Origin of the sequence: Winogradskyella sp. 4-2091 (assembly GCF_045765065.1) — a bacterium.
In the GTDB taxonomy this organism is placed as follows: Bacteria; Bacteroidota; Bacteroidia; order Flavobacteriales; family Flavobacteriaceae; genus Winogradskyella.
This window is the reverse complement of the sequence record NZ_JBJKOD010000016.1, coordinates 37,713-58,534: the sequence shown is the minus strand read 5'-3', so window position 1 is coordinate 58,534 and position 20,822 is coordinate 37,713. Positions and strand designations below refer to the sequence as shown.

Here is a 20,822-nt window from a genome sequence, read left to right as displayed (position 1 = left end):
AAATTGATGTTATTTCTAAACTTATAATATTACTTGAATTATTAACCTGAAGTATATTCTTAACAGGATTAGGATATATGCTTAAATTAGGTTGCGTAAATTCAGTATCGCTTAAGGTTTCAACGAAAGTAGTATTCCATGTGTTAGTGATAATGGCAGGATTAAAATCGAAGTAAATTTCTGCAGTATTTGGAATCACATCTCCAATAGCATAATCTGGAAAAGGCTTCACTTTAAAAGTAATAAAACCATGACCTGTCTGCGTATCATCATCTTGAGAAGGTGGTAAATTAACGCCAAAGAAATTCCACTCTAATTGTTTACCAACGCGTTCTAATGAATAAGTATGACTAGCATCTACCATTTTTAAAGTAGATTCATCTAATTGATCATCTAATAGGTCTTCAACTCTAATATTAATAGCATTTGCTGTGCCAGTATTTTCAAAACGTATGGTATAGGTTAAGTAATCATCTGTGGTAAATGTAGAGTGTACTATATTTTCACCATGCTTTTCCGTAATATCATTTGGGTCATAAGAACCAACAATTGTTTCCGTTAAACTCGATGTATTATTGAGTGGTAAAATTTCTCCAGTTAGTATTTCTATATCAGCAGTATTAGTTACTAATTGTCCCAAACTTACGGTTGGTAAGGTAGGTACATACATTTTTATCCAAAGGTTTTTTGTTTCATAAGGTTCTAAATTACTAAAAGTATAAGAAAATCCATTTGGTGTTGTGGTTACTGAAGCCACATTTGTAGAGGTCCAATATTGCGTAGATTCGTATACATTGAGCAGACTTAAAGCGCTATCCATATTAAAATCAATAGTTCCAGATGTTACTGTTTCATGTGAATGATTAGTGTAACTCACATAATTCCAATAATAAAAACCTGGCACAGGTGGACTCCAAGATGCCGACACATCAATAGACAAATCGTTATATGGGGTTGCTGTAATAGGAAAATCATAAGTTGTAATTCCGGAACCTACAGGAACCGAGATATTGGAATAATTTGTAGTTGTAGAATTGTAAGCAGCATAATCTGAATCTACAGTGTAAGCTAAATTATATGTCGTTGTTGGATTAGATTCATATAAATAATGTGGCGATACAAACAAATCATGCATAATACCATCATTATTAACTTCATAATTAAACTGACCTAATGGATAATTAATTTCATTAGTTTCTTGTGTTCCGTTACCGTTGCTATCTACAAAAGCATTCAGTTCAATACCATCTGATTGTTGTAAACTGAAGTTCTGAGATTGATCGTATAAATACTCTAGATGTTCATCTCCGTAATAGGTACCGTAAAAATGTGCACCTTCTAAATTACCATCGAAATACCCAAAATTAATATCATCTTGTGTAATGATATGTAATGCTGTAAACGTTGTTGTATCAGAAAGGCCTGCTCCTAAGCTTGCTAATGGTCCACCCACAATATCAAGGTCTTGATAAGGTACTTCTGCATCTATATTGGTAATTGCAGCGTTACCGTTATTGGTTACTGTATATTCATATTCAACAGTATCTCCAACACTGGTATAACCATCGCCATTAAAATCTACATACGTTACAGTATAGTTGACTTCTAAAGGAGATTCAACAATAATAGTTATCCAAGCTGTGTCGCAACTTATAGGGTTTGCAGTCTCACAAATTTGATATTCTAAATTGTAATAGCCAATCGGCACACTAGAAGGTACAGTTAAAAGTCCGCTAGAATCTAGGGTAAAGCCAAAAGAATTGTTACTAAGCATTGTTAAGCTTATATCAGCTAAATTTACAGGTAATCCTTCAAAAGTATCATTATCTAATACATTTAAAGACGTGCCAACTTCTAAAACTGAAGTTATTGGGTCTGCTTGTGCATTTATAGCATAATTATCTATAATAATGGCTTCAACGGAATAATTGCTATTATATATATTTCCTGAGGTTACAACGGCAACAATGAATAAATTTTCATCATCTTCATCTAGCTGGTCTAAAACTGTAGGATAACTATAAACCTCATTATAATTGTAATATTGACCTGCAGGAATTGTAATATTTATAGTTGAGGTTGTATAATCAGAATTATCAGCTGTACCATTAGTAGTAGTAACTTCAATTTCAGTATCTACAGTACTTGGATGCGTTAATCTTGGTGTAAATTTAAGGTCAAATCCTTCTTCTGCTGCGATACTATCTGCATATGGTTGGTTATCATTACCATAATAAGGCTGAATACTAAAATCTGGCATGCCGTCATTATCAATTATAGTTAAAGACCCAGTTTCAGAAGTATTTGTGGTGTTTCCAGACATCACAGTTCCTGTGTAATTAAATGATTCTACTGGTTCATCTAAGGTGTCGTCCGTTGTATAAATTTGGAAGTTTACACCAATATCTCCTGCTTCAATAGTTTTTGTTTGAGTAAGACTTGTATAATCAGAGTTATCAGCCGTTCCATTAGACGTTGTGATTTGTACACTAACATCAGAATTAAATACTCTATCTAAATTAGCATAGACATAGGCCGTATTACCTTCTGTTGTATTGCCATAAGAGGACATCATTAGGGTTGGTGTTGTATCATCATCTAAAATGGTATAAACAATATCAATAGTATTATTTGTAGTATTTCCAGAGGTTATAGTTGCTGTTATATTGAATATTTCATCGGCTTCTGTTGCTGCATCTTGTAACGAAACAACAGGTATATAAATAGAACGTTCTCCTGCAGGAATAGTTAATGCTGTTGATATTGCGTCGTAGTCTGAAGAATCTGTAGTACCATCACTACTAACTACATTTAAAGTGACATCAGAACTATAATAATTACTAAGGATAAAAGAATGATATGTCGTTTGTCCTTCAATTATATTTCGGGTAGTAGTAGTGTTAATCGTTGGCGTAGTATCATTATCATAAAGATATATAATTGTAGAAATTTCAGAGTTATTGGTGTTGCCAGACGTTACATTAGCTTCAATATAAAAATATTCATAATTATCTTCAATCGTAGAATCATTATTTGTTGGTATACTTAATGCGCTACTACTTAATTGACCTGCAGGAATAGTAATTGTTGTATTAAGAGGTGTATAATCACTATTGTCAGCCGTGTTTGCAAGTGTTGATACATCTACAACCACATCAGTTGTAGTTACGCTATACATGCTAACGGTAAAAGTATACGTATTACCTTCAATTACAGAATAGCCGCTTCCGCCATTGGTAATATAGACTGTTGGGTCTTGAGCAAAACTAAATATGGAATAAAAAACAAATAGAAATAGAAGTGATAATTTTTTCATGATGGATTGGTTTAATAACTATTATTATAACAGTTAAAAACAAAAAACTCCTACCTAAGTAAGAGTTTTTTTAATCCGTTATTTATATTTTAACTTCGTCTAAACGCATAAGAACCAATGATATCCTTAAGTTTTAGTTTTAAATCTTCACCTGTATCATAGACCATTTGTTCGTCTGTTGGGAAACGCATTTGTCTTTGGTTTACAAGTGTAATATCATTTTTGTTTAAAGCTCTTTTATCGCCTGTGTATGTTCCAAATACATTCTCAAATGCAAATCCACTATCTATGGCAAACGAATCAATAATTTGGTTTTGTTTTAAATCTTTATAAACCACATCTGCAATAACTTGTACCGATTTTGTTTGTAGAACTTCAGTAAATCTGGCCTTAACGTTTACAGTTTTATCGATTTTAATGTCGTTACCTAAACTGTCTTTTTTCACGTTTCCGTTTCTGTCTAATTGGTATTCCCAACCATCAACAATTTGTTTTTGTCTTAAAATCTGAGTTTCGTTAATACGCTCTGGCGAAATGTTTATTTTCTGCAATTGCAATTCCATGGCAAAATCATAATCTATAGTTTCGCTAGTGTTGGCGTGATATGTTGTCCAAAAATCATTTAAACCATAGGTGTTAAAATCAATTAAATCGGCTTCTAATTGCTGCGGAATAAACTGTTGTGTTTGGTTTTGCACAGAAACATGTACGTAATCCATACCAGCTTCATGCGCTTCGGTAATTAAGCTTCTGTTTTCTTCAAAATTAGGATTAATTTCTTCAATATAACTGAAAATACCATGCGCTTGTCTTGCATTATACTTATCGCCAGAATCTAATAATGTAATCCCTTGGCCAATTAAATACTCAGAGGTTTTGTATCTGTAATCAACAATTTCTGAACTGTAATCATTAAAATCTAAGTTCAGTGTTTTGCCATTTATCTGCAAAGGCATCACACGCTTAATAGCATTTTGTCTTTCTTCTAAATCTACATATATAGAATAAATCGTTTTAAATTGTTCTGGGTTCCCATCTTTTTTAAGATGAGCCACATCATTTAAATTTTCTTCTAAAACTTTATAGTAGGCATCCTCAAGCATCACAATATAATCTTGCTTTCGGTTTTTGTCTTTATTGTTTTCAAGTTTTCTTAACGCTTCAGAAATAGCTTCGTCATAATTTCCATTGCTAATGGCGCTTTCAATTTGTTTTTTAGCACTACAAGATACTAGTACTGAAACAAGGACTGTTAAAAGTAAAAATCTTTTCATAATGTTAGGTTTTATTGGTTATGTCATTAGTAATTTCAATTATGGTGCCAAACTTTAAATTGAACGTCACTTCGAGTGATTTGTGAGGCACGAACAAATTGTATCGAGAAGCTTTTTTAAACATATTGTTCTCGATACAAAATTGCTAAAAAGAAGCAATTTCACTCGAACTGACGTATGGTTTCAATTTATAATTGTATGTCACTTGAACTGACGAATAGAATATATTTTCGTTTCTTTGCAAATCAATTGAAAGTACTATGTTTAATACGGAAAACGGTTGTTTTCATCCTTTAGAATCACATTCGGAAAAACTTCCGAAACATTTTACATTTCCGTTTTATTACACACCACATCCACTTTGTATTAAAGCTGCAAATGCGGTAAAAACATATTTAACTACACAGCAAGATTTTGAACATAATTTTGGTCTAGACGAATCAAAAAAATGTTTAAAACTCGGAAAAATGTTTGGTGTAATGTTAGTTGAAACTTCAGAAGGACAACTAGGTTACCTCACAGCATTTTCAGGAAAATTAGCAGAAAGCAATCATTTAAAAGGATTTGTACCACCTGTTTATGATACTTTAAACAAGGATGGTTTTTACAAGCAAAATGAAGCACATTTAAATGATTTAACAGCTGAAATAGAACAATTAGAACAAAATCCTGAAATTGAAAAAGCCTTAAAAAAATTAAAGAGTTTAAAGCTTGAAAATATTCAAAAACTTGAAGATTTTAAAACTAAGGCAAAAGCCGAAAAACAAAAAAGGAAACAGCGTAGAGTAGAAGCAGAGCAACATCTTTCAGATACAGAAAAAGCACTATTTTTTGAAGATTTAAAGCAACAAAGTATTCAGAGTAATATAGATTTAAAATATTTAAAACTTCATCTTGAAGATGCGCTGAAAAAAGCAGAAAATGATGTAGCCGAATTACAAAATCCAATTGAAGCTTTAAAATTAGAACGAAAAACATTGTCTGCGCGTTTGCAAAAGGAAATTCATGAACATTATAAATTTCTAAATGCTAAAGGCGATACTAAAGATTTAATCGCAATTTTTAATAGTACAGATTTAGGAAAACCACCTGCAGCAGCTGGCGAATGTGCTGCACCTAAATTGTTTCAGTATGCTTATCAAAATAAGTTAAAGCCTATTGCAATGGCCGAATTTTATTGGGGAATTTCGCCAACAAAAGAAGTTAGAAAACACGGACAATTTTATCCATCTTGTAGAGGACGATGCGAGCCTATTTTAGGTCATATGATGCAAGGTTTAGACGTAGAACCAAATCCTATAGAATTGGCTGGTGTGTTTAATGGCGAACTAGAAATAATCTACGAAGACGATTATTTATTACTGGTTAATAAGCCTCATGAGTTTTTATCCGTTCCTGGTAAAATCATTAAAGATTCTGTTTTAACAAGAATACAAGCGTATTTGCCAAATGCTACAGGACCATTGTTGTTGCATCGTTTAGATATGTCCACTTCAGGATTATTATTGGTTGCTAAAAATGAAAGAACACATAAAAAACTTCAAAAACAGTTTATAGAACGTACTATAAAAAAGCGCTATGTAGCCTTGTTAGATGGAATTTTAAATGTCAAGCAAGGCATTATTGATTTACCTTTAAGAGTAGATTTAAACAACAGACCAAGGCAATTAGTTTGTTATGAGCACGGAAAAAAAGCTACAACTAAATTTGAAGTTGTTGAGATTATAGATAATAAAACAAGAATACATTTTTATCCGATTTCAGGAAGAACACATCAGTTGCGTGTACATGCAGCGCATCACAAAGGTTTAAATATGCCTATTATTGGCGATGATTTATACGGAACAATTTCAAACCGATTACATCTTCATGCAGAAACGTTGAGTTTTGAGCATCCTGTTAAAAAAGAGTGGGTTAGTTTTAGTTGTGAGGCTCCTTTTTAGTTTGCAGTTCTCAGTCACAGTTTTCAGTCACAGTCTCAGCTTTCAGTTGGTAGTAGAAAGTGTACAGTAAAAAGTAGAAAGTGTAAAGTGTAAAGTTAAAAGAGACTTGTGATTAGTAAAACGTATAGAGTTCTAGTGTTTGTTGAAATATGTTTAATAAAAAAGAAGATTAAAGTTATTTCACTCTAATCTTCTTTCAATAATTTTTAGGAAACTGCAAACTGCTTATTTCTTCTTTTTCTTAGAATCAAAAACAGGTAATAATTTCGTTTTTACAGAACCAAAACCAATTCTAATATCATCTTTTTCGCAATATCCTCTCATAATAACTGTATCGTGATCATTGATGAATTTACGTTCGGTGCCATCTTTTAGTTTTACAGGTTTTGTGCCTTTCCAACTTAATTCTAACATAGAACCGTAAGAATCTGGTGTTGGACCAGAAATTGTTCCACTTCCCATCATATCTCCAGAGTTAATAGGACAACCATTAATAGTATGGTGTGCTAATTGTTGAGACATATTCCAGTACATATATTTAAAGTTCGATTTTGCAACCGTTGTTTCTTTAGCACCTTTTGGCTGAATACCTACTTCTAAGTTAATATCGAAACTCTTTTTTCCTTTAGTTTGAAGATACTCCAAAGGCTTAGGGTTTTGCTTTGGACTTTCCGTTCTAAAAGGTTCTAAAGCATCTAGAGTTACAATCCAAGGCGACATAGAGGAGGCAAAGTTTTTACCTAAGAAGGGTCCAAGTGGCACGTATTCCCATTTCTGAATATCGCGTGCAGACCAATCATTAAATAATACCAATCCAAAGATATATTCTTCAGCTTCTTCAATAGGAATTGGTTCTCCTAAATCATTAGCATCGGTTGTAATAAAAGCCATTTCTAATTCAAAATCTACCAATTTAGAAGGCCCAAAAACAGGTTGGTCAGCATCTGCTGCTAACGTTTGTCCTTGTGGACGATGAATAGGAATTCCTGATGGTATAATAGATGAGCTTCTACCATGATACCCAACTGGCATATGTACCCAATTTGGTAATAACGCATTTTCTGGGTCTCTAAACATAGCACCTACGTTAGTTGCATGCTCTTTACTTGCATAGAAATCTGTGTAATCGCCAACTTGTATTGGTAATTGCATTTCAATTTCATCTAAACGAAATAAAATGGTTTCTTTATGAGGAACATTATTTTTTAAGGTATCATTTTCGGCATCAAAAATTTCAGCAATTCTATTTCTTACTAAACGCCAAGTTTTTCTACCATCTGCAATAAAATCATTCAAAGTATCTTGTAAAAAGATATCGTCTGTTAACGGAATACCTTCAAAATAACCCAACTGATGCAAAGCGCCAAGGTCTATCGCAGTATCTCCAATTCTGGTTCCAATAGTAATAATGTCGTCTCTGGTTAAGAAAACACCGAAAGGAATATTCTGAATTGGGAAATCTGAAGTTTTACCGACATGTAACCATGACGTTCTATCTGGATTATTGGCTGATAATGGCATATTGCTATTGTTGATTAAATGTTCATTAATTTCTATTCAAACCTACATAATTTTTGATATTTAAACTAATGTATTCACTATTTTTGTACTGATTTAACAAACACATTATATATGCAACGCGACGAACAAATTTTTGAACTTATAAAAGCAGAAAACGAACGCCAGATTGATGGTATAGAATTAATAGCATCAGAAAACTTTGTTAGCGACCAGGTCATGGAAGCTGCAGGTTCTGTATTAACTAACAAATATGCAGAAGGTTATCCTGGTAAGCGTTATTATGGAGGTTGTGAAGTGGTTGATGAGGTAGAAAACATTGCAATTGACAGAGCAAAAACATTGTTTGGCGCTGCGTATGCTAACGTTCAACCGCATTCAGGTAGTCAGGCAAACACAGCTGTTTTTCATGCATGTTTAAAACCTGGTGATACAATATTAGGTTTCGATTTGTCTCATGGTGGACACTTAACACATGGTTCGCCAGTTAATTTTTCTGGTAAATTATATAATCCTACATTTTATGGTGTAAAAAAAGATACGGGTTATATTGATTACGATATGTTGGCTGACCAAGCTCAAAAAGAGCAACCAAAATTAATTATTGCTGGTGCTTCTGCATATTCGAGAGATATCGATTTTGCTAAGTTTAGAGAAGTTGCTGATAGTGTTGGTGCTGTTTTACTAGCTGATATTTCGCATCCTGCAGGTTTAATTGCGAAAGGGATTTTAAATGACCCAATGCCTCACTGTCATATTGTAACTACTACAACACACAAAACGTTACGTGGACCAAGAGGAGGAATGATTATGATGGGTGAAAATATTGATAACCCATTTGGAATTACTTTAAAGAACGGTAAACTACGTAAAATGTCTGGTTTATTAGATTCTGGTGTTTTCCCAGGAAATCAAGGTGGACCATTAGAGCATATTATTGCAGCTAAAGCAATTGCTTTTGGCGAAGCTTTAACGGATGAGTTTTTACATTATATGTTACAAGTGAAGCACAATGCTGATGCTATGGCAAAAGCATTTGTAGCTAAAGATTATAACTTAATTTCTGGAGGAACGGATAACCATATGATGTTAATTGACCTTAGAAATAAAAATATTACTGGTAAAGATGCGGAGAACGCCTTGGTAAAAGCAGATATTACAGTGAACAAAAACATGGTGCCTTTTGATACAGAATCTCCTTTTGTAACGTCTGGAATTAGAGTTGGTACACCTGCAATTACGACAAGAGGTTTAAAAGAAACTGATATGCCTTACGTTGTAGATTTAATTGACGAAGTTTTAACAAACTACCAAGACGAAACTGTTTTAGCTGGTGTTGCAGAAAAAGTGAATGCTTTAATGGGTGGACGTGCTTTGTTTAATGCTTAATATTTTCACGCTGTCATACTGAACTTGTTTCAGAATCTCAGTATAAAACATACTATAATTTCTATAAAAAAAAGCCTTTCAATTTATTTTAAAGGGCTTTTTTTATAAATTAAAATAAGATTTAATGTGAGTGAAATAGCAATAACAATACCTATTACGATTAAGTTTTGCGTTGATAGATTTTTAAAACCTGGTCGTCTTATCTTTTCCACAACGGCTACAACAAAAGGAATTGCAGCTAAGCAATTAAAAGTTAGCCATAAATACTTTATAATTTCAATAGCAAATTTTGAATAATTGAGTTTCGTTTTCATCTCTAGGTGTTAATCTTCAAAAGTAGTATGAATATATGCACCAGCATCAATAGCACTTGAAGATCTTACGTCTCCTAGAATATCTAAATTTATTAAATAATCAGAACTACCAATACCCTTGGCGCCAGATTCAAAACCAATACGCATTAAGTTTTCGTACGGATCTTCAAAATCAGGTAGTTGGTTGAAAATGTTTCCTTCAAAGAAATTAGTGTCATTGAAGACGTAATTTCCAGTGTTCTCAAGAATGTCATTATCAAAACGGATTAAGCAATTATTAAATTTAAAATTAAATACACTGCCTTCATTTTCAATAGTTAATTCAGGATTATCATTACCATAAATTATACAATTATTAAAATTGGCTTCTGATAACTCATTTGTAAATACGGTATTGTTTTCATCCACTAAAAAATCATTTAGAAGCAAGGCTGTATAATCCCTAAAGCTTGTATTCCAATAGTTAGCGATAGTACAATGTGTAAAGTTGTATTTACCTCCAAATGTGCCTGCAAAAGAAGATTGGCCACAATTATTGATAACTAAATTTTCTGCTTTTATAGATGTTGCTCTTCCTAAAATACCAAAGCTACTCACATTATAAATTTGAGAATTTGTAATGGTTAATTTATCGTTTATCGCGTTTTGATTGCCTTCAGATAATATGCCAATAGTAGCATTTTTTATGGTCGCATAATTAATAGAGTTGTTTTCGCTTCCGTTATAAAACCAAATAGTTCCCCATTGTCCGGGAATATCTTCATATAAAGGTTCTAATCTGTCACCTTGTAATATAACTTCGTTTTCTAAAGTGTCTTGATCTGCACTTAAGTCGCCATTGATATTTAAAGTAGCACCATCAGTAACAATTATGCCAGAATCCGCATGAAAATGCACACGTGCCCCAGCTTCCATGATTAATGTTTTACCAGCATCAACACCAGCATAACCATAAATCACATATGGTTTTTCGTTGGTAAACGTGAGTTCCTCATCTGTTAGAAATCTGCCTTGTAGAGCAGTTTCGTCTGGTGTTCCGTCGCCATCAACATCAAAAGTTAGCGTTTCTATGATATAGGTGTTATCTTCTTCATTCAATTCTCTATTAGGATAAATAAACACAGCATCTTTTACCAAAGTAACAACGTCGACGTCTTGCTGAATACTTCCTGAATCAAAAAGAATTTTATCTGTATATAAAAATTGATTTTCTAATGCACCTAAATGGGGAGAATTAATATCGATAGTAGTTTCAATAAATATAAACAAGCTATCATTTGCTAACAACTCTACATCTTCAAAAAACTTTCCGATCTGCTCATCATTTTGTACACCCGCAGAACCATCTATATTCATTCTGTAAAGTGAGTTTTCTCCATTCTCTAACTGAATCGTTGGGATTACAATATCTGTATCACTACGATTATACACTTTTAGATTGTACGTGCTAGAACCAATTGTTGAGAAAACGGTGTCTAAATAAATAGTGTCTTTGGCGAATTGTAAATTACCAGTGTTAGGAGAGAATTCAAAATCATCACGACAAGAACTCCAAAATATTAATATTCCGAAACAAAGTAAAAATGAGAGCAATCGCTTCATAAAGTGGTTTATATAATTAAGGCTTAAAAATATAACTTTTGAAGTTAGGTTTTATTATCTACTTCTAGATTTTTCTAATCTTTGGTAAGGGCTTCCTCACTGTATTGCTCTAATAATATTAAAAATAGTTGACTATTTAGTACTAACTCTTCAAGCAACTGCATTTTATTTTCGTCTTTTAATAACTTAGTACTTATTTGTTTTGCTTCGCAGAAATCGTAAAATAGATAGGTTTTATCTTCAGGAATTTTTAAATCTTTGGTCATTAAGTCTTTATTAAAAAAATCACTTTTGTTAAATAAAGAATCCATTTGTGTATAAGTGATGGGTTGATAAACAGGAGCAACATATTTATCATCATTTTTGAATAGTTTGGCAACTAAATCAATAACCGCTAAAATGTTTACAGAACCATTAGCATTGCATGGTTGGTATAAATGTGGATTGTTTTTAATATCCTCTTTTAATATGTTTTGAAGGTCATTATTATAAGTTTCTTCTGTAAATACGGGTTGCTCAGGTTCTGCTTTAATTTCAACTTCGTCTAGTTCATTTAAAATTTCTTTAAGTTCGAAAACGAAAGTTCCTTTAAAATGAATGTCTTCTAAAACTATAGTCTTTTTATGATAGAATAAGGACTCAAATGTAATGCTGTCTGCGACCTTAGCAGTAATACTAAAATCGCCTTCTTCATTGGTTAGCGTTAACCGATTTTGAGTGTTATTATAAACTTTAATGTTTTTTATAGTGCCTTTTGAGTCGTATACTTTGCCTTTTAAAGTTTGGGCATTATGTAATAAAGGAAGGCATAACAGAAAGAGGAGGAAAGTAGTTTTTTGCATATTATAGTTGATTGATGCCTTAAAGAAAAGTGAATTAATCGAAACTATACTTAGCGTTAAATAAACTTTAACCTAATAAAATGTTAATTAAAAAGTTCGCCAATTTCTGGAGTTATACGTGTTGGTCTTTGCGTTTTATTATCTATTAAACACCATTTTGCTTTAGATTTTACTATCAATTTTTTGGTGTTTGCATTAGTGATTTCTACATGTCTTATGGTAGATACGCCTTCAACTAAAGGAACATAAGTTTTTAAATGTATTGTATCGCCTAACAATGCCTGACTTTTATATTCAATAAAGTGATTTACTAAAAACCAGGAGTAAGATGCTAGGATATCTTGTGTAGCAAATGCAAGCCAATGATCCTTTGCTATGTCTTGAATCCATTGTACATAACGAACGTTATTTACATGGTTAAGGTCATCTATATCATCTTCTGAAACCGTTATGGTTTTTTCAAATATTTGCATCTTCAGTTTTTGATGCTTAAAGATATTATTTCTTGTCAAATAACCTTTTTATTCTGTAAAAGAATTTGCCTATTGTGGTTCTTTTTTTTGAATCGTTTGTTAATTGATTATTAATAGAAATCGGATCTGTAGGAGTATTATGGTTATAAACTTTAATACCACCAACAACTACACTTACTTCACCTAGAATTTCCATTTCATTTGTTTGAAGCTTAATATCGATATGCTTTGTGTTTTCAACTTTTATTTCTTGTGAGATGAAACCCAAATAACTAAAGATAAGTATTTCGCCTTTTTTTACTTCAATGGTGTATTTTCCATCAAAATCAGTTTCAATTTTTTGGTTAGTACTTTTTACGACGATAGAAACACCTGCCATAGGTGTCCCTAAATCCGCTTCCGTAACTTTGCCGTAAATTTTGTGCTTGGCTAATATAGAGGTAGCTATTCTACCATTAATCACTGGGTTTATTGTTGTTTCTGTTCTAATAGATTTTGGTGCGCCTTGCGCATACATATATTGGTTCCCTATTGCCAAAAATGCAAATAGGCCAGAAGCTGCCCAAGACAAATAATTATTTTTATTCTTTCTGGCTAATACAATATCTCTATCGACTTGTTCGGTTTTAAACCTTCCGCACAGGTTGCCTTTAAATTCTAATGATTTAATGATTTGCTCATCTGTTTGTTTTGAAAAATCTACAACAGTTTTATCGCATACAGCACAATGACGTCCTTTATCTTTAGGTGTCATTTTATTCCAATCCTCGTGGCAAGGCTCTGGTATACTAATGGTAATAACTTTTCTCATGGTTTCTATGATTTACATCAAAGAACCAAAAGTTAGTCGTTATATAAAACTTACAATGAGTAAAGTCGTCTTTTCAGTGAGTGAAGTCTAATAATTATTGCGCAGTAATTTTTACTTCAAAAAGTTTATCCCAGTTTTTTCCTGTTACAAAAATTGTTTTACGCTCAGGATGATAGGCAATTCCGTTTAACACATCTAAATCTGGATGTTGTTTTACGAGCGCTTTTAGCGGTTTAAAGTTTATAACACCATCAACACCACCTGTTTTTGGGTTTATAATAGCAACACCATTTCTTTGATAGATATTGGCAAATATTTTACCATCAATCCATTCTAGCTCATTGATTCTAGGGATTTTACCTTTTTCGGTATAAACTTCAATGTGTCCTTTTTCAGTAAGATTTTCAGGATCTAGTAAATATATTTTTTCTGTTCCGTCAGATTTATATAACGTTTTTCCGTCATTACAAATTCCCCAACCTTCTTTACTTGTTCCGTAATTAAATGTACTCAGTTTCTCAAAGCTTTTTACATCGTAAACGAAACCTCTTTGAGATTGCCATGTTAGTTGATAGATTTTATCGTCTAAAACTGTTAAGCCTTCTCCAAAATATTGGTCTTCTAAATTGATGTTTTTTAAAACCTCTCCTGTTTCAAAATTTACTTTTCTAAGTTTAGATTCTGTTTTTTGACCAGTACTTTCGTATAAATCGCCATTAAAAAATTCTAGTCCTTGTGTGTAAGAAGTAATGTCATGAGGAAATGTATTTACAATCTCATAAGTATATATTGTTGGGATTACATTATTGTAAACAACAACAGGTTTTGTTATGGTTTCTGATTTGTCACCAATTTTTACATTCGCGGTAATGGTTTTACTACCTAAAGTTACACCATTTAAAACTATATTGTTTTCAATTGGCAGACCATCTAGTTGATAACTAACCTTCGAAATCTCTAATTTTTCTGGGTTATCTATAGATAATTTTAATGTGTCGCCAGACATCAATGATTTTTCATTCGTTTTTATAGATAAACTAGATTTATTTGAAGAATTATTTTCTCCACAACCTAATACTAATATTGTTAAAGTAAAGAGAATGAAATATTTAGATGCGCACATAAGTTGGTTATTATTTTTTAGCAAGTTATTAAATTAAATTCAGTTTAAAAATCTAAATAAATCGTTGCGTAAGTTTGAAAAGGTTGTATCTTTGCAGCCGGCAAGTCCTACACAACCAGCTCCTGTTGAATCCTCCAGGGCGGGAACGCAGCAAAGGTAAACGGTTGTAGCGGTGTGATGTAGGTAGCTTGCCTTTTTTTGTATCCTAAACTCAAATCTTAAAAGCCTTGGCTGTTGAGATTTTTTTGTTTTACAAATAGTTTAAAATTTTTTATTTAATATAGGGTTATAAGTTTTCTAAGTAACGCTTTATATGACAATGAAGCGCCTTTTTAATCTATAGTAATTTTGGAATTCGTATTTTCGAATTTGTAATTTAAAAAGCATTATGTCTAAAGTTGTGTTAATAACAGGTGGTTCTTCTGGAATAGGAAAATCGGTTGGTGAGTTTCTTCAAACCAAAGGATTTAAAGTTTATGGTACTAGTAGAAATCCAAATAATTATCCTAATAGTAAATTTCCTATTGTAGCTTTAGATGTTACTCAACCAGAAACAATTTCTAAATGTGTTTTTGATGTGCTTTCTATAGAATCTAAAATTGATGTGCTTATTAATAATGCAGGTGCAGGAATTACAGGTCCAATTGAAGAAATACCAGACGAAGAAATAAAGCGAAATTTCGAAACCAACTTCTTTGGTCCAATTAATGTAATTAAAGCTGTTTTACCAGCGATGCGCAAACAAAAATCGGGCTTAATTATAAATGTGACTTCAATTGCAGGTTATATGGGATTACCTTATCGAGGTGTTTACAGTGCAAGCAAAGGTGCATTAGAGTTAATAACGGAAGCCTTTAGAATGGAATTAAAAGGTTTTAATATTAACATGACTAATGTTGCACCTGGCGATTTTGCCACTAATATAGCAGCAGGTCGTTACCATGCGCCAGTTTTAGAAAGTTCGCCTTACAAAGCTACTTATGGTAATACTTTAAGTATGATGGATGAGCACGTAGATAGTGGTAGTGATCCTAAACAAATGGCAGAAGCAATCTATAAGATTATAGAAACTAAAAAACCTAAAATTCATTATAAGGTCGGTGTTTTTATGCAGAAATTTTCAATCGTTTTAAAACGAATTCTTCCAGATACGGTTTACGAAAAGATGTTGATGAATCATTATAAGTTGTAGATTTGGTATGTTTATTGTGACTTAGGTTTTCAAATAAGCTATTATGAAATCAAATTACATTCTTCCGTTATTATTCTGTATTTTATTTTTTGGTTGTGATGACACCTTAAGTTGTATTATTCCAAGAGAACCAGAGCTTCCTAATAAATCATTTCCTATTACAACAGTAGATAGTTATTTCTACACATCTCTTAAGGCTGAAATAAATAATGAACCACGAGATGATGATTACGATTATTATTTTGATGTTAAAGGTTTACCTCTAGGTATGGAATACGTCGTTAATTACAGAACTTTAAAATTACAAGGCATACCAGAAGTACCAGGCACTTATAGAATTACGGTATATTTAGATGTTGATGGTCCTTTTAGAGATTTCCAAGATGATTCTGAAATTCTATGTAATTATAGTACCACTAAAAGCTATTTGTTGATAGTTGAGTCACAATGATGAATTCCTAATAGTTTCTTTTTAATATATTTCGAAAATCATTTCTGTAAATTAGGCTTTAAGTTGTAAATTCGCAGCAACTTATTTTATAATAATATAAAACAACATAACATGAAATTTTTTATCGATACTGCGAACCTAGAGCAAATTAAAGAAGCTCAAGATATGGGTATTTTAGATGGTGTTACAACGAACCCATCATTAATGGCAAAAGAAGGTATTACTGGTACTAACAATATATTAAAGCACTACGTTGATATTTGTAATATTGTTGAAGGTGATGTTTCTGCAGAAGTTATTTCTACGGATTTTGAAGGCATGGTAAGAGAAGGTGAGGCTTTAGCAGAGTTGCATGACCAGATCGTAATTAAATTGCCAATGATAAAAGATGGCATTAAGGCATGTAAGTATTTTTCTGATAGAGGTATAAAGACAAACGTTACTTTGGTATTTTCTCCTGGTCAAGCTTTATTAGCAGCAAAAGCAGGTGCAACATATGTTTCACCTTTTATTGGACGTTTAGATGATATTTCTACAGATGGATTAAATCTAATTGCAGAAATCCGTCATATTTATGATAACTATGCTTTTGAAACTGAAATTTTAGCTGCATCAGTACGTCATACGATGCATGTAATTGACTGTGCAAAGTTAGGTGCAGATGTAATGACAGGACCATTAAGTTCTATCACAGGCTTACTAAAGCATCCATTAACAGATGCAGGATTAGCTAAATTCTTAGCTGATTATAACAAAGGAAACTAAACTTATTTTTATAACAGTTTAAAATGCATCTTGTTTAGCGACAAGATGTTTTTTTTGTAATAAATTGTCGAGGGTACTTTCAAACTCTGGGCTAAAAATATTAGTGTTTGGATGAAGTATAATGCCCTTTTCATCAACAATTATAGATTTGTTAAGGTAATTCACGGCTAATTTTTTTCTAGCTGCTTTAGAATTTTTAAATTTAAATTCGTTTTCTGTTGAGAAGTTGTAATTATCTATGATTTTTTTCCAAAATTTATCGTCATTATCATTTACGTTAATTGAAATAAAATCCATATTAGGATATTTCGATTTCAATTTCTCTACAACATGATGGCTATTTCTATATTGCGCTTTAGAATTAGATGCCCAAAAATAAATAATCGAAGGTTTTTTTATAATAGAATCGATATTATGATGCGTGTCATTGTAACCAACTAATTCAATATTAGGTAGCATATTACCTTGTCTTAGCAGTTTTAAGGAAGACACCAACTCTTTCATATATGTTTTGTCTTTCTTATTTGTCGTTTTTGCTAAATAATAATGTAATAACTCATCAGCTTCATCCTCTGTGTGATTGTTGCTAATATACTCTCTTGCTTTATATTTTAGTAAGTTATTTTTTATGGTTGTATCTGTAATGATACTATCTATTAAATCTAGCTTCGTTTTATTGTATTCCATAGCGTGTCTATTAAACTTGCTATGGTAAGGGTTGGCTTCATAGTATTTACAAATGGCAAGATTATCTATGTTAGAAAATAGAAATCTATTATATGCAAAAAAGTGACTTAAGTAATTAGCGTTATAGTCTATATTCTTTCTATGATTAAAGAAATTTTCAGGTAGATCCTTAATGTGAATCATTTTATTACTCCCAAAATAAGCGAATGGATAAATTTCCTTATCAGCATAAGTATTGTAATTGATATTCGCTTCTACAATAGATTTAAAGAATTCTGTTTCGTCATTATCAAGTAAAAACTCATGAAACTCTTTCAATTGATTCTCTCTTCTATTCTCAACAAAATCAAAGAAGTCTTCTGGTTCCATTTTAGAATATTTTACCAGTTTTTTTGCCTCTTCTTCATTCGATAAATAGGTCTTTATTAGGTAATTATTCTTTTTTGCACCTTTACCAGTAAATACAAGAGACTCATCAAAATCATACGTGTTTAAACGAATCATCATACTGTCGTTAGGTTCTAACAATAGCATTTGATATTCGCCACCGTGCGTAATGGAATGAAGTCCTGATTTTAGGTTATCAACTTTGTAAAGAAATCTGTTGTTTTTATCTAATGTAATGGAATCTACGATCTCGCCTTTGGTATTAAAAAGTACGACACTCTTATTTTTTGGATTAATAATTTCGCCACCAATATAAGCATGCTCACTATTGCTTCCACCTTTAAAATGACATCCAAAAGTGACAGACAACAATATTATAGCAATTGCAATATTTCGAGTTAGCATAAAAATATGAATTATTAAGTCTAACAAAAATATAGGTTGATGTCATTAAGTCTTGTTAATACCTCGTTAAAACTTAACTTTAGGTAATTGCGTGAGGCATAAATAGCTTTTAATCAGGTTTTTGTGTCGTTAAAGGTTCAGGTTAAAGCTTGTTAAAACTTTGTCCTTAATAGTTTTTGTTATCAATTAATATCTAAAATGATAGAATTTTACATTATTTATGATTCCTAGTAATGTAATATGGCAGAATTTGTGTTTAATTTTCTACTTTTGCAAATTCAAAAAACACCTTAATATTTCTAAGGTCAACAGAATAAAGTTATAAATTATGTTATCAGTTTCTAATCTTTCGGTCCAATTCGGAAAACGCGTACTTTTTGATGAAGTAAGTACTACATTTAATAATGGTAATTGCTATGGAATTATTGGTGCTAATGGTGCCGGAAAATCGACGTTTTTAAAAATTATTGCAGGCAAAATGGATCCGACTTCGGGAAGTGTTCATTTAGAGCCTGGTAAACGCATGTCTGTTTTAGAGCAAAACCATAATAAACATGATGATGATACTGTTTTAGAAACCGTATTAAAAGGTAATATTCCACTTTATAATTTGAAATCTCAGATTGATGCACTTTATGCAGATTATACAGATGAAAACGCAGAAAAAATTGGAGAATTACAAGTTCAGTTTGAAGAAATGAATGGTTGGAATGCAGATAGCGATGCTGCAGCCATGTTATCTAACTTAGGTATTAAGGAAGATTACCATTATACCTTAATGAAAGATTTAGATGGTAAGCAAAAAGTACGTGTATTATTAGCACAAGCTTTATTTGGAAATCCAGATTTATTAATCATGGATGAGCCTACCAATGATTTAGATTATGAAACCATTTCTTGGTTAGAAAACTTCTTGGCCAATTATGATAATTGTGTTATTGTTGTTTCTCACGATAGGCACTTCTTAGATGCTGTTTGTACACATATTTCAGATATAGATTTCGGAAAAATTAATCATTTCTCAGGTAATTATACGTTTTGGTATGAGTCGTCTCAGTTAGCAGCAAGACAACACGCACAACAAAACAAAAAAGCTGAAGAAAAGAAAAAAGAATTAGAAGACTTTATTAGAAGATTCTCTGCTAACGTTGCTAAGTCTAAGCAAGCAACGAGTAGAAAGAAGATGATTGATAAATTAAATATTTCTGAAATTAAACGCTCTAGTCGTCGTTATCCTGCGATTATTTTTGAGCGCGATCGTGAAGCTGGAGATCAAATTTTAAATGTTGAGGGTTTAACGGCAAGTTTAGAAGGCGATGTTTTATTTAAAAATATTGATATTAATCTTAATAAAGGAGATAAGGTCGTCGTTTACTCAAAAGATTCTAGAGCAACAAGTGCATTCTATCAAATTTTAAATGGTTACGAAGAAGCTGATTCGGGTAAATTTGCTTGGGGAGTTACAACAACCCAATCGTATTTACCTTTAGATAACAGTGAGTTTTTCAACAATAAGTTATCATTAGTAGATTGGTTACGTCAATGGGCACAAACTGAAGAAGAACGCGAAGAAGTAAACATTAGAGGATTTTTAGGAAAAATGATTTTTAGTGGAGAAGAAGCTTTAAAAACTTCAGATGTGTTATCAGGAGGCGAAAAAGTACGTTGTATGTTGAGCCGAATGATGATGATGAGAGCTAATGTGTTAATGTTAGACGAACCTACTAATCACTTAGATTTAGAAAGTATTACGGCGTTTAACAATTCATTAAAGAACTTTAAAGGGACTTTATTATTAACAACACACGATCATGAGTTTGCACAAACCGTTGGTAATAGAATTATAGAATTAACTCCAAATGGCGTTATTGATCGTTACATGACGTTTGATGAATACATGAATGATAAGAAAATAAAAGAACAACGTGAAAAGATGTATGCAGTGAATGCATAATGTCATTTTACAAATTGATCATAAAAAAAGCTAGTGTTATAGAACACTAGCTTTTTTTATTTCTTAATTGTTGCATTTACGAAGCCGAAGCTTCCATATCAGCTTCCACACGAGTAACTATAGCCTGTGCTTTTTCTAATTCATCATTGTGTACATAAATCTCTTGTATACCATTACTAATTGATCCTTGGCCACCTAATCGTTGCGATTCGCCTTCGTCTTTAATAATTGGTACAATACCTCCAACTTCCAACTCATCTTTTATGCGAGTTGCTAAAATAAAATTCCCGTGATAAACTTTTGTATATTCTGAAGTGCTCATATTTATTAGTATTTAATGTTTAAGAAAAGTTACAAAAATATATTGACATACACT

General features: G+C 32.0%; 17 protein-coding genes and 1 other RNA gene. 7 read left to right on the top strand and 11 right to left on the bottom strand.

All coding sequences use genetic code 11. The annotated features are described in order from the left end of the window. Positions 1–3,316, bottom strand: a 3,316-nt coding sequence (locus ACJBCC_RS15785) for a Calx-beta domain-containing protein (RefSeq protein WP_407557738.1), incomplete at its 3' end; no start/stop codon positions are given. Between the two features lie 89 nt (positions 3,317–3,405). Further along, a complete protein-coding gene (locus ACJBCC_RS15780) occupies positions 3,406–4,590 on the bottom strand; it encodes a hypothetical protein (protein ID WP_407557737.1) in 1,185 nt (394 codons plus the stop codon). Positions 4,591–4,850: 260 nt separating this feature from the next. On the opposite strand from ACJBCC_RS15780, the gene ACJBCC_RS15775 reads away from it, so the two are divergent. Continuing rightward, positions 4,851–6,533 (top strand): pseudouridine synthase, encoded by a 1,683-nt coding sequence (locus tag ACJBCC_RS15775; protein WP_407557736.1) that lies wholly within the window; start codon positions 4,851–4,853, stop codon positions 6,531–6,533. Positions 6,534–6,758: 225 nt separating this feature from the next. Here the strand turns inward: ACJBCC_RS15775 and fahA are convergent, their stop codons facing one another. Next, entirely contained in the window at positions 6,759–8,054 is a 1,296-nt protein-coding gene (fahA, locus tag ACJBCC_RS15770) for a fumarylacetoacetase (RefSeq protein ID WP_407557735.1), read from the bottom strand. Positions 8,055–8,165: 111 nt separating this feature from the next. Here fahA and glyA point away from each other — a divergent pair, with 111 nt between their 5' ends. Beyond that, on the top strand, positions 8,166–9,440 hold the full coding sequence (glyA, locus tag ACJBCC_RS15765; RefSeq protein ID WP_407557734.1) for a serine hydroxymethyltransferase: 1,275 nt from the start codon (positions 8,166–8,168) through the stop codon (positions 9,438–9,440). A gap of 83 nt (positions 9,441–9,523) precedes the next feature. On the opposite strand, the gene ACJBCC_RS15760 is transcribed toward glyA, so the two are convergent. The 6 genes from ACJBCC_RS15760 to ACJBCC_RS15735 form a co-directional block, all read right to left on the bottom strand. Next, positions 9,524–9,754: a hypothetical protein gene (locus ACJBCC_RS15760; protein WP_407557733.1), complete on the bottom strand. Its 231-nt coding sequence runs from the start codon at positions 9,752–9,754 to the stop codon at positions 9,524–9,526. A 9-nt stretch (positions 9,755–9,763) separates the two neighbouring features. Next, on the bottom strand, positions 9,764–11,356 hold the full coding sequence (locus tag ACJBCC_RS15755) for a right-handed parallel beta-helix repeat-containing protein (RefSeq protein ID WP_407557732.1): 1,593 nt from the start codon (positions 11,354–11,356) through the stop codon (positions 9,764–9,766). 74 nt (positions 11,357–11,430) lie between these two features. Further along, positions 11,431–12,198, bottom strand: coding sequence for a hypothetical protein (locus ACJBCC_RS15750; protein WP_407557731.1), 768 nt, complete (start codon positions 12,196–12,198; stop codon positions 11,431–11,433). A gap of 83 nt (positions 12,199–12,281) precedes the next feature. Continuing rightward, the gene (locus ACJBCC_RS15745) at positions 12,282–12,671 is read right to left on the bottom strand and encodes an acyl-CoA thioesterase (RefSeq protein WP_407557730.1); all 390 of its coding nucleotides are present in this window, start codon (positions 12,669–12,671) and stop codon (positions 12,282–12,284) included. 25 nt (positions 12,672–12,696) lie between these two features. Beyond that, on the bottom strand, positions 12,697–13,482 hold the full coding sequence (locus ACJBCC_RS15740) for a carboxypeptidase-like regulatory domain-containing protein (RefSeq protein WP_407557729.1): 786 nt from the start codon (positions 13,480–13,482) through the stop codon (positions 12,697–12,699). A 94-nt stretch (positions 13,483–13,576) separates the two neighbouring features. Beyond that, complete coding sequence (locus ACJBCC_RS15735; protein ID WP_407557728.1) at positions 13,577–14,605, bottom strand: glutaminyl-peptide cyclotransferase; 1,029 nt, start codon at positions 14,603–14,605, stop codon at positions 13,577–13,579. Positions 14,606–14,703: 98 nt separating this feature from the next. On the opposite strand from ACJBCC_RS15735, the gene ffs reads away from it, so the two are divergent. The 4 genes from ffs (at position 14,704) to fsa (ending at position 17,013) form a co-directional block, all read left to right on the top strand. After that, positions 14,704–14,802, top strand: an RNA gene (gene ffs / locus ACJBCC_RS15730) — signal recognition particle sRNA small type. A 191-nt stretch (positions 14,803–14,993) separates the two neighbouring features. Next, positions 14,994–15,797, top strand: a complete 804-nt coding sequence (locus ACJBCC_RS15725) for an SDR family oxidoreductase (RefSeq protein WP_407557727.1) — start codon at positions 14,994–14,996, stop codon at positions 15,795–15,797. Positions 15,798–15,840: 43 nt separating this feature from the next. Continuing rightward, a complete protein-coding gene (locus ACJBCC_RS15720; protein WP_407557726.1) occupies positions 15,841–16,248 on the top strand; it encodes a hypothetical protein in 408 nt (135 codons plus the stop codon). 111 nt (positions 16,249–16,359) lie between these two features. After that, a complete protein-coding gene (gene fsa, locus ACJBCC_RS15715; RefSeq protein ID WP_299103490.1) occupies positions 16,360–17,013 on the top strand; it encodes a fructose-6-phosphate aldolase in 654 nt (217 codons plus the stop codon). A gap of 18 nt (positions 17,014–17,031) precedes the next feature. Here the strand turns inward: fsa and ACJBCC_RS15710 are convergent, their stop codons facing one another. Further along, positions 17,032–18,519, bottom strand: a complete 1,488-nt coding sequence (locus ACJBCC_RS15710; protein WP_407557725.1) for a TlpA family protein disulfide reductase — start codon at positions 18,517–18,519, stop codon at positions 17,032–17,034. Positions 18,520–18,820: 301 nt separating this feature from the next. On the opposite strand from ACJBCC_RS15710, the gene ACJBCC_RS15705 reads away from it, so the two are divergent. After that, the gene (locus ACJBCC_RS15705) at positions 18,821–20,446 is read left to right on the top strand and encodes an ABC-F family ATP-binding cassette domain-containing protein (protein WP_407557724.1); all 1,626 of its coding nucleotides are present in this window, start codon (positions 18,821–18,823) and stop codon (positions 20,444–20,446) included. Positions 20,447–20,522: 76 nt separating this feature from the next. Here ACJBCC_RS15705 and ACJBCC_RS15700 read toward each other — a convergent pair whose 3' ends face one another. Next, positions 20,523–20,768, bottom strand: coding sequence for a DUF2007 domain-containing protein (locus tag ACJBCC_RS15700; protein ID WP_299103493.1), 246 nt, complete (start codon positions 20,766–20,768; stop codon positions 20,523–20,525). Between the last annotated feature and the right edge of the window lie 54 nt (positions 20,769–20,822).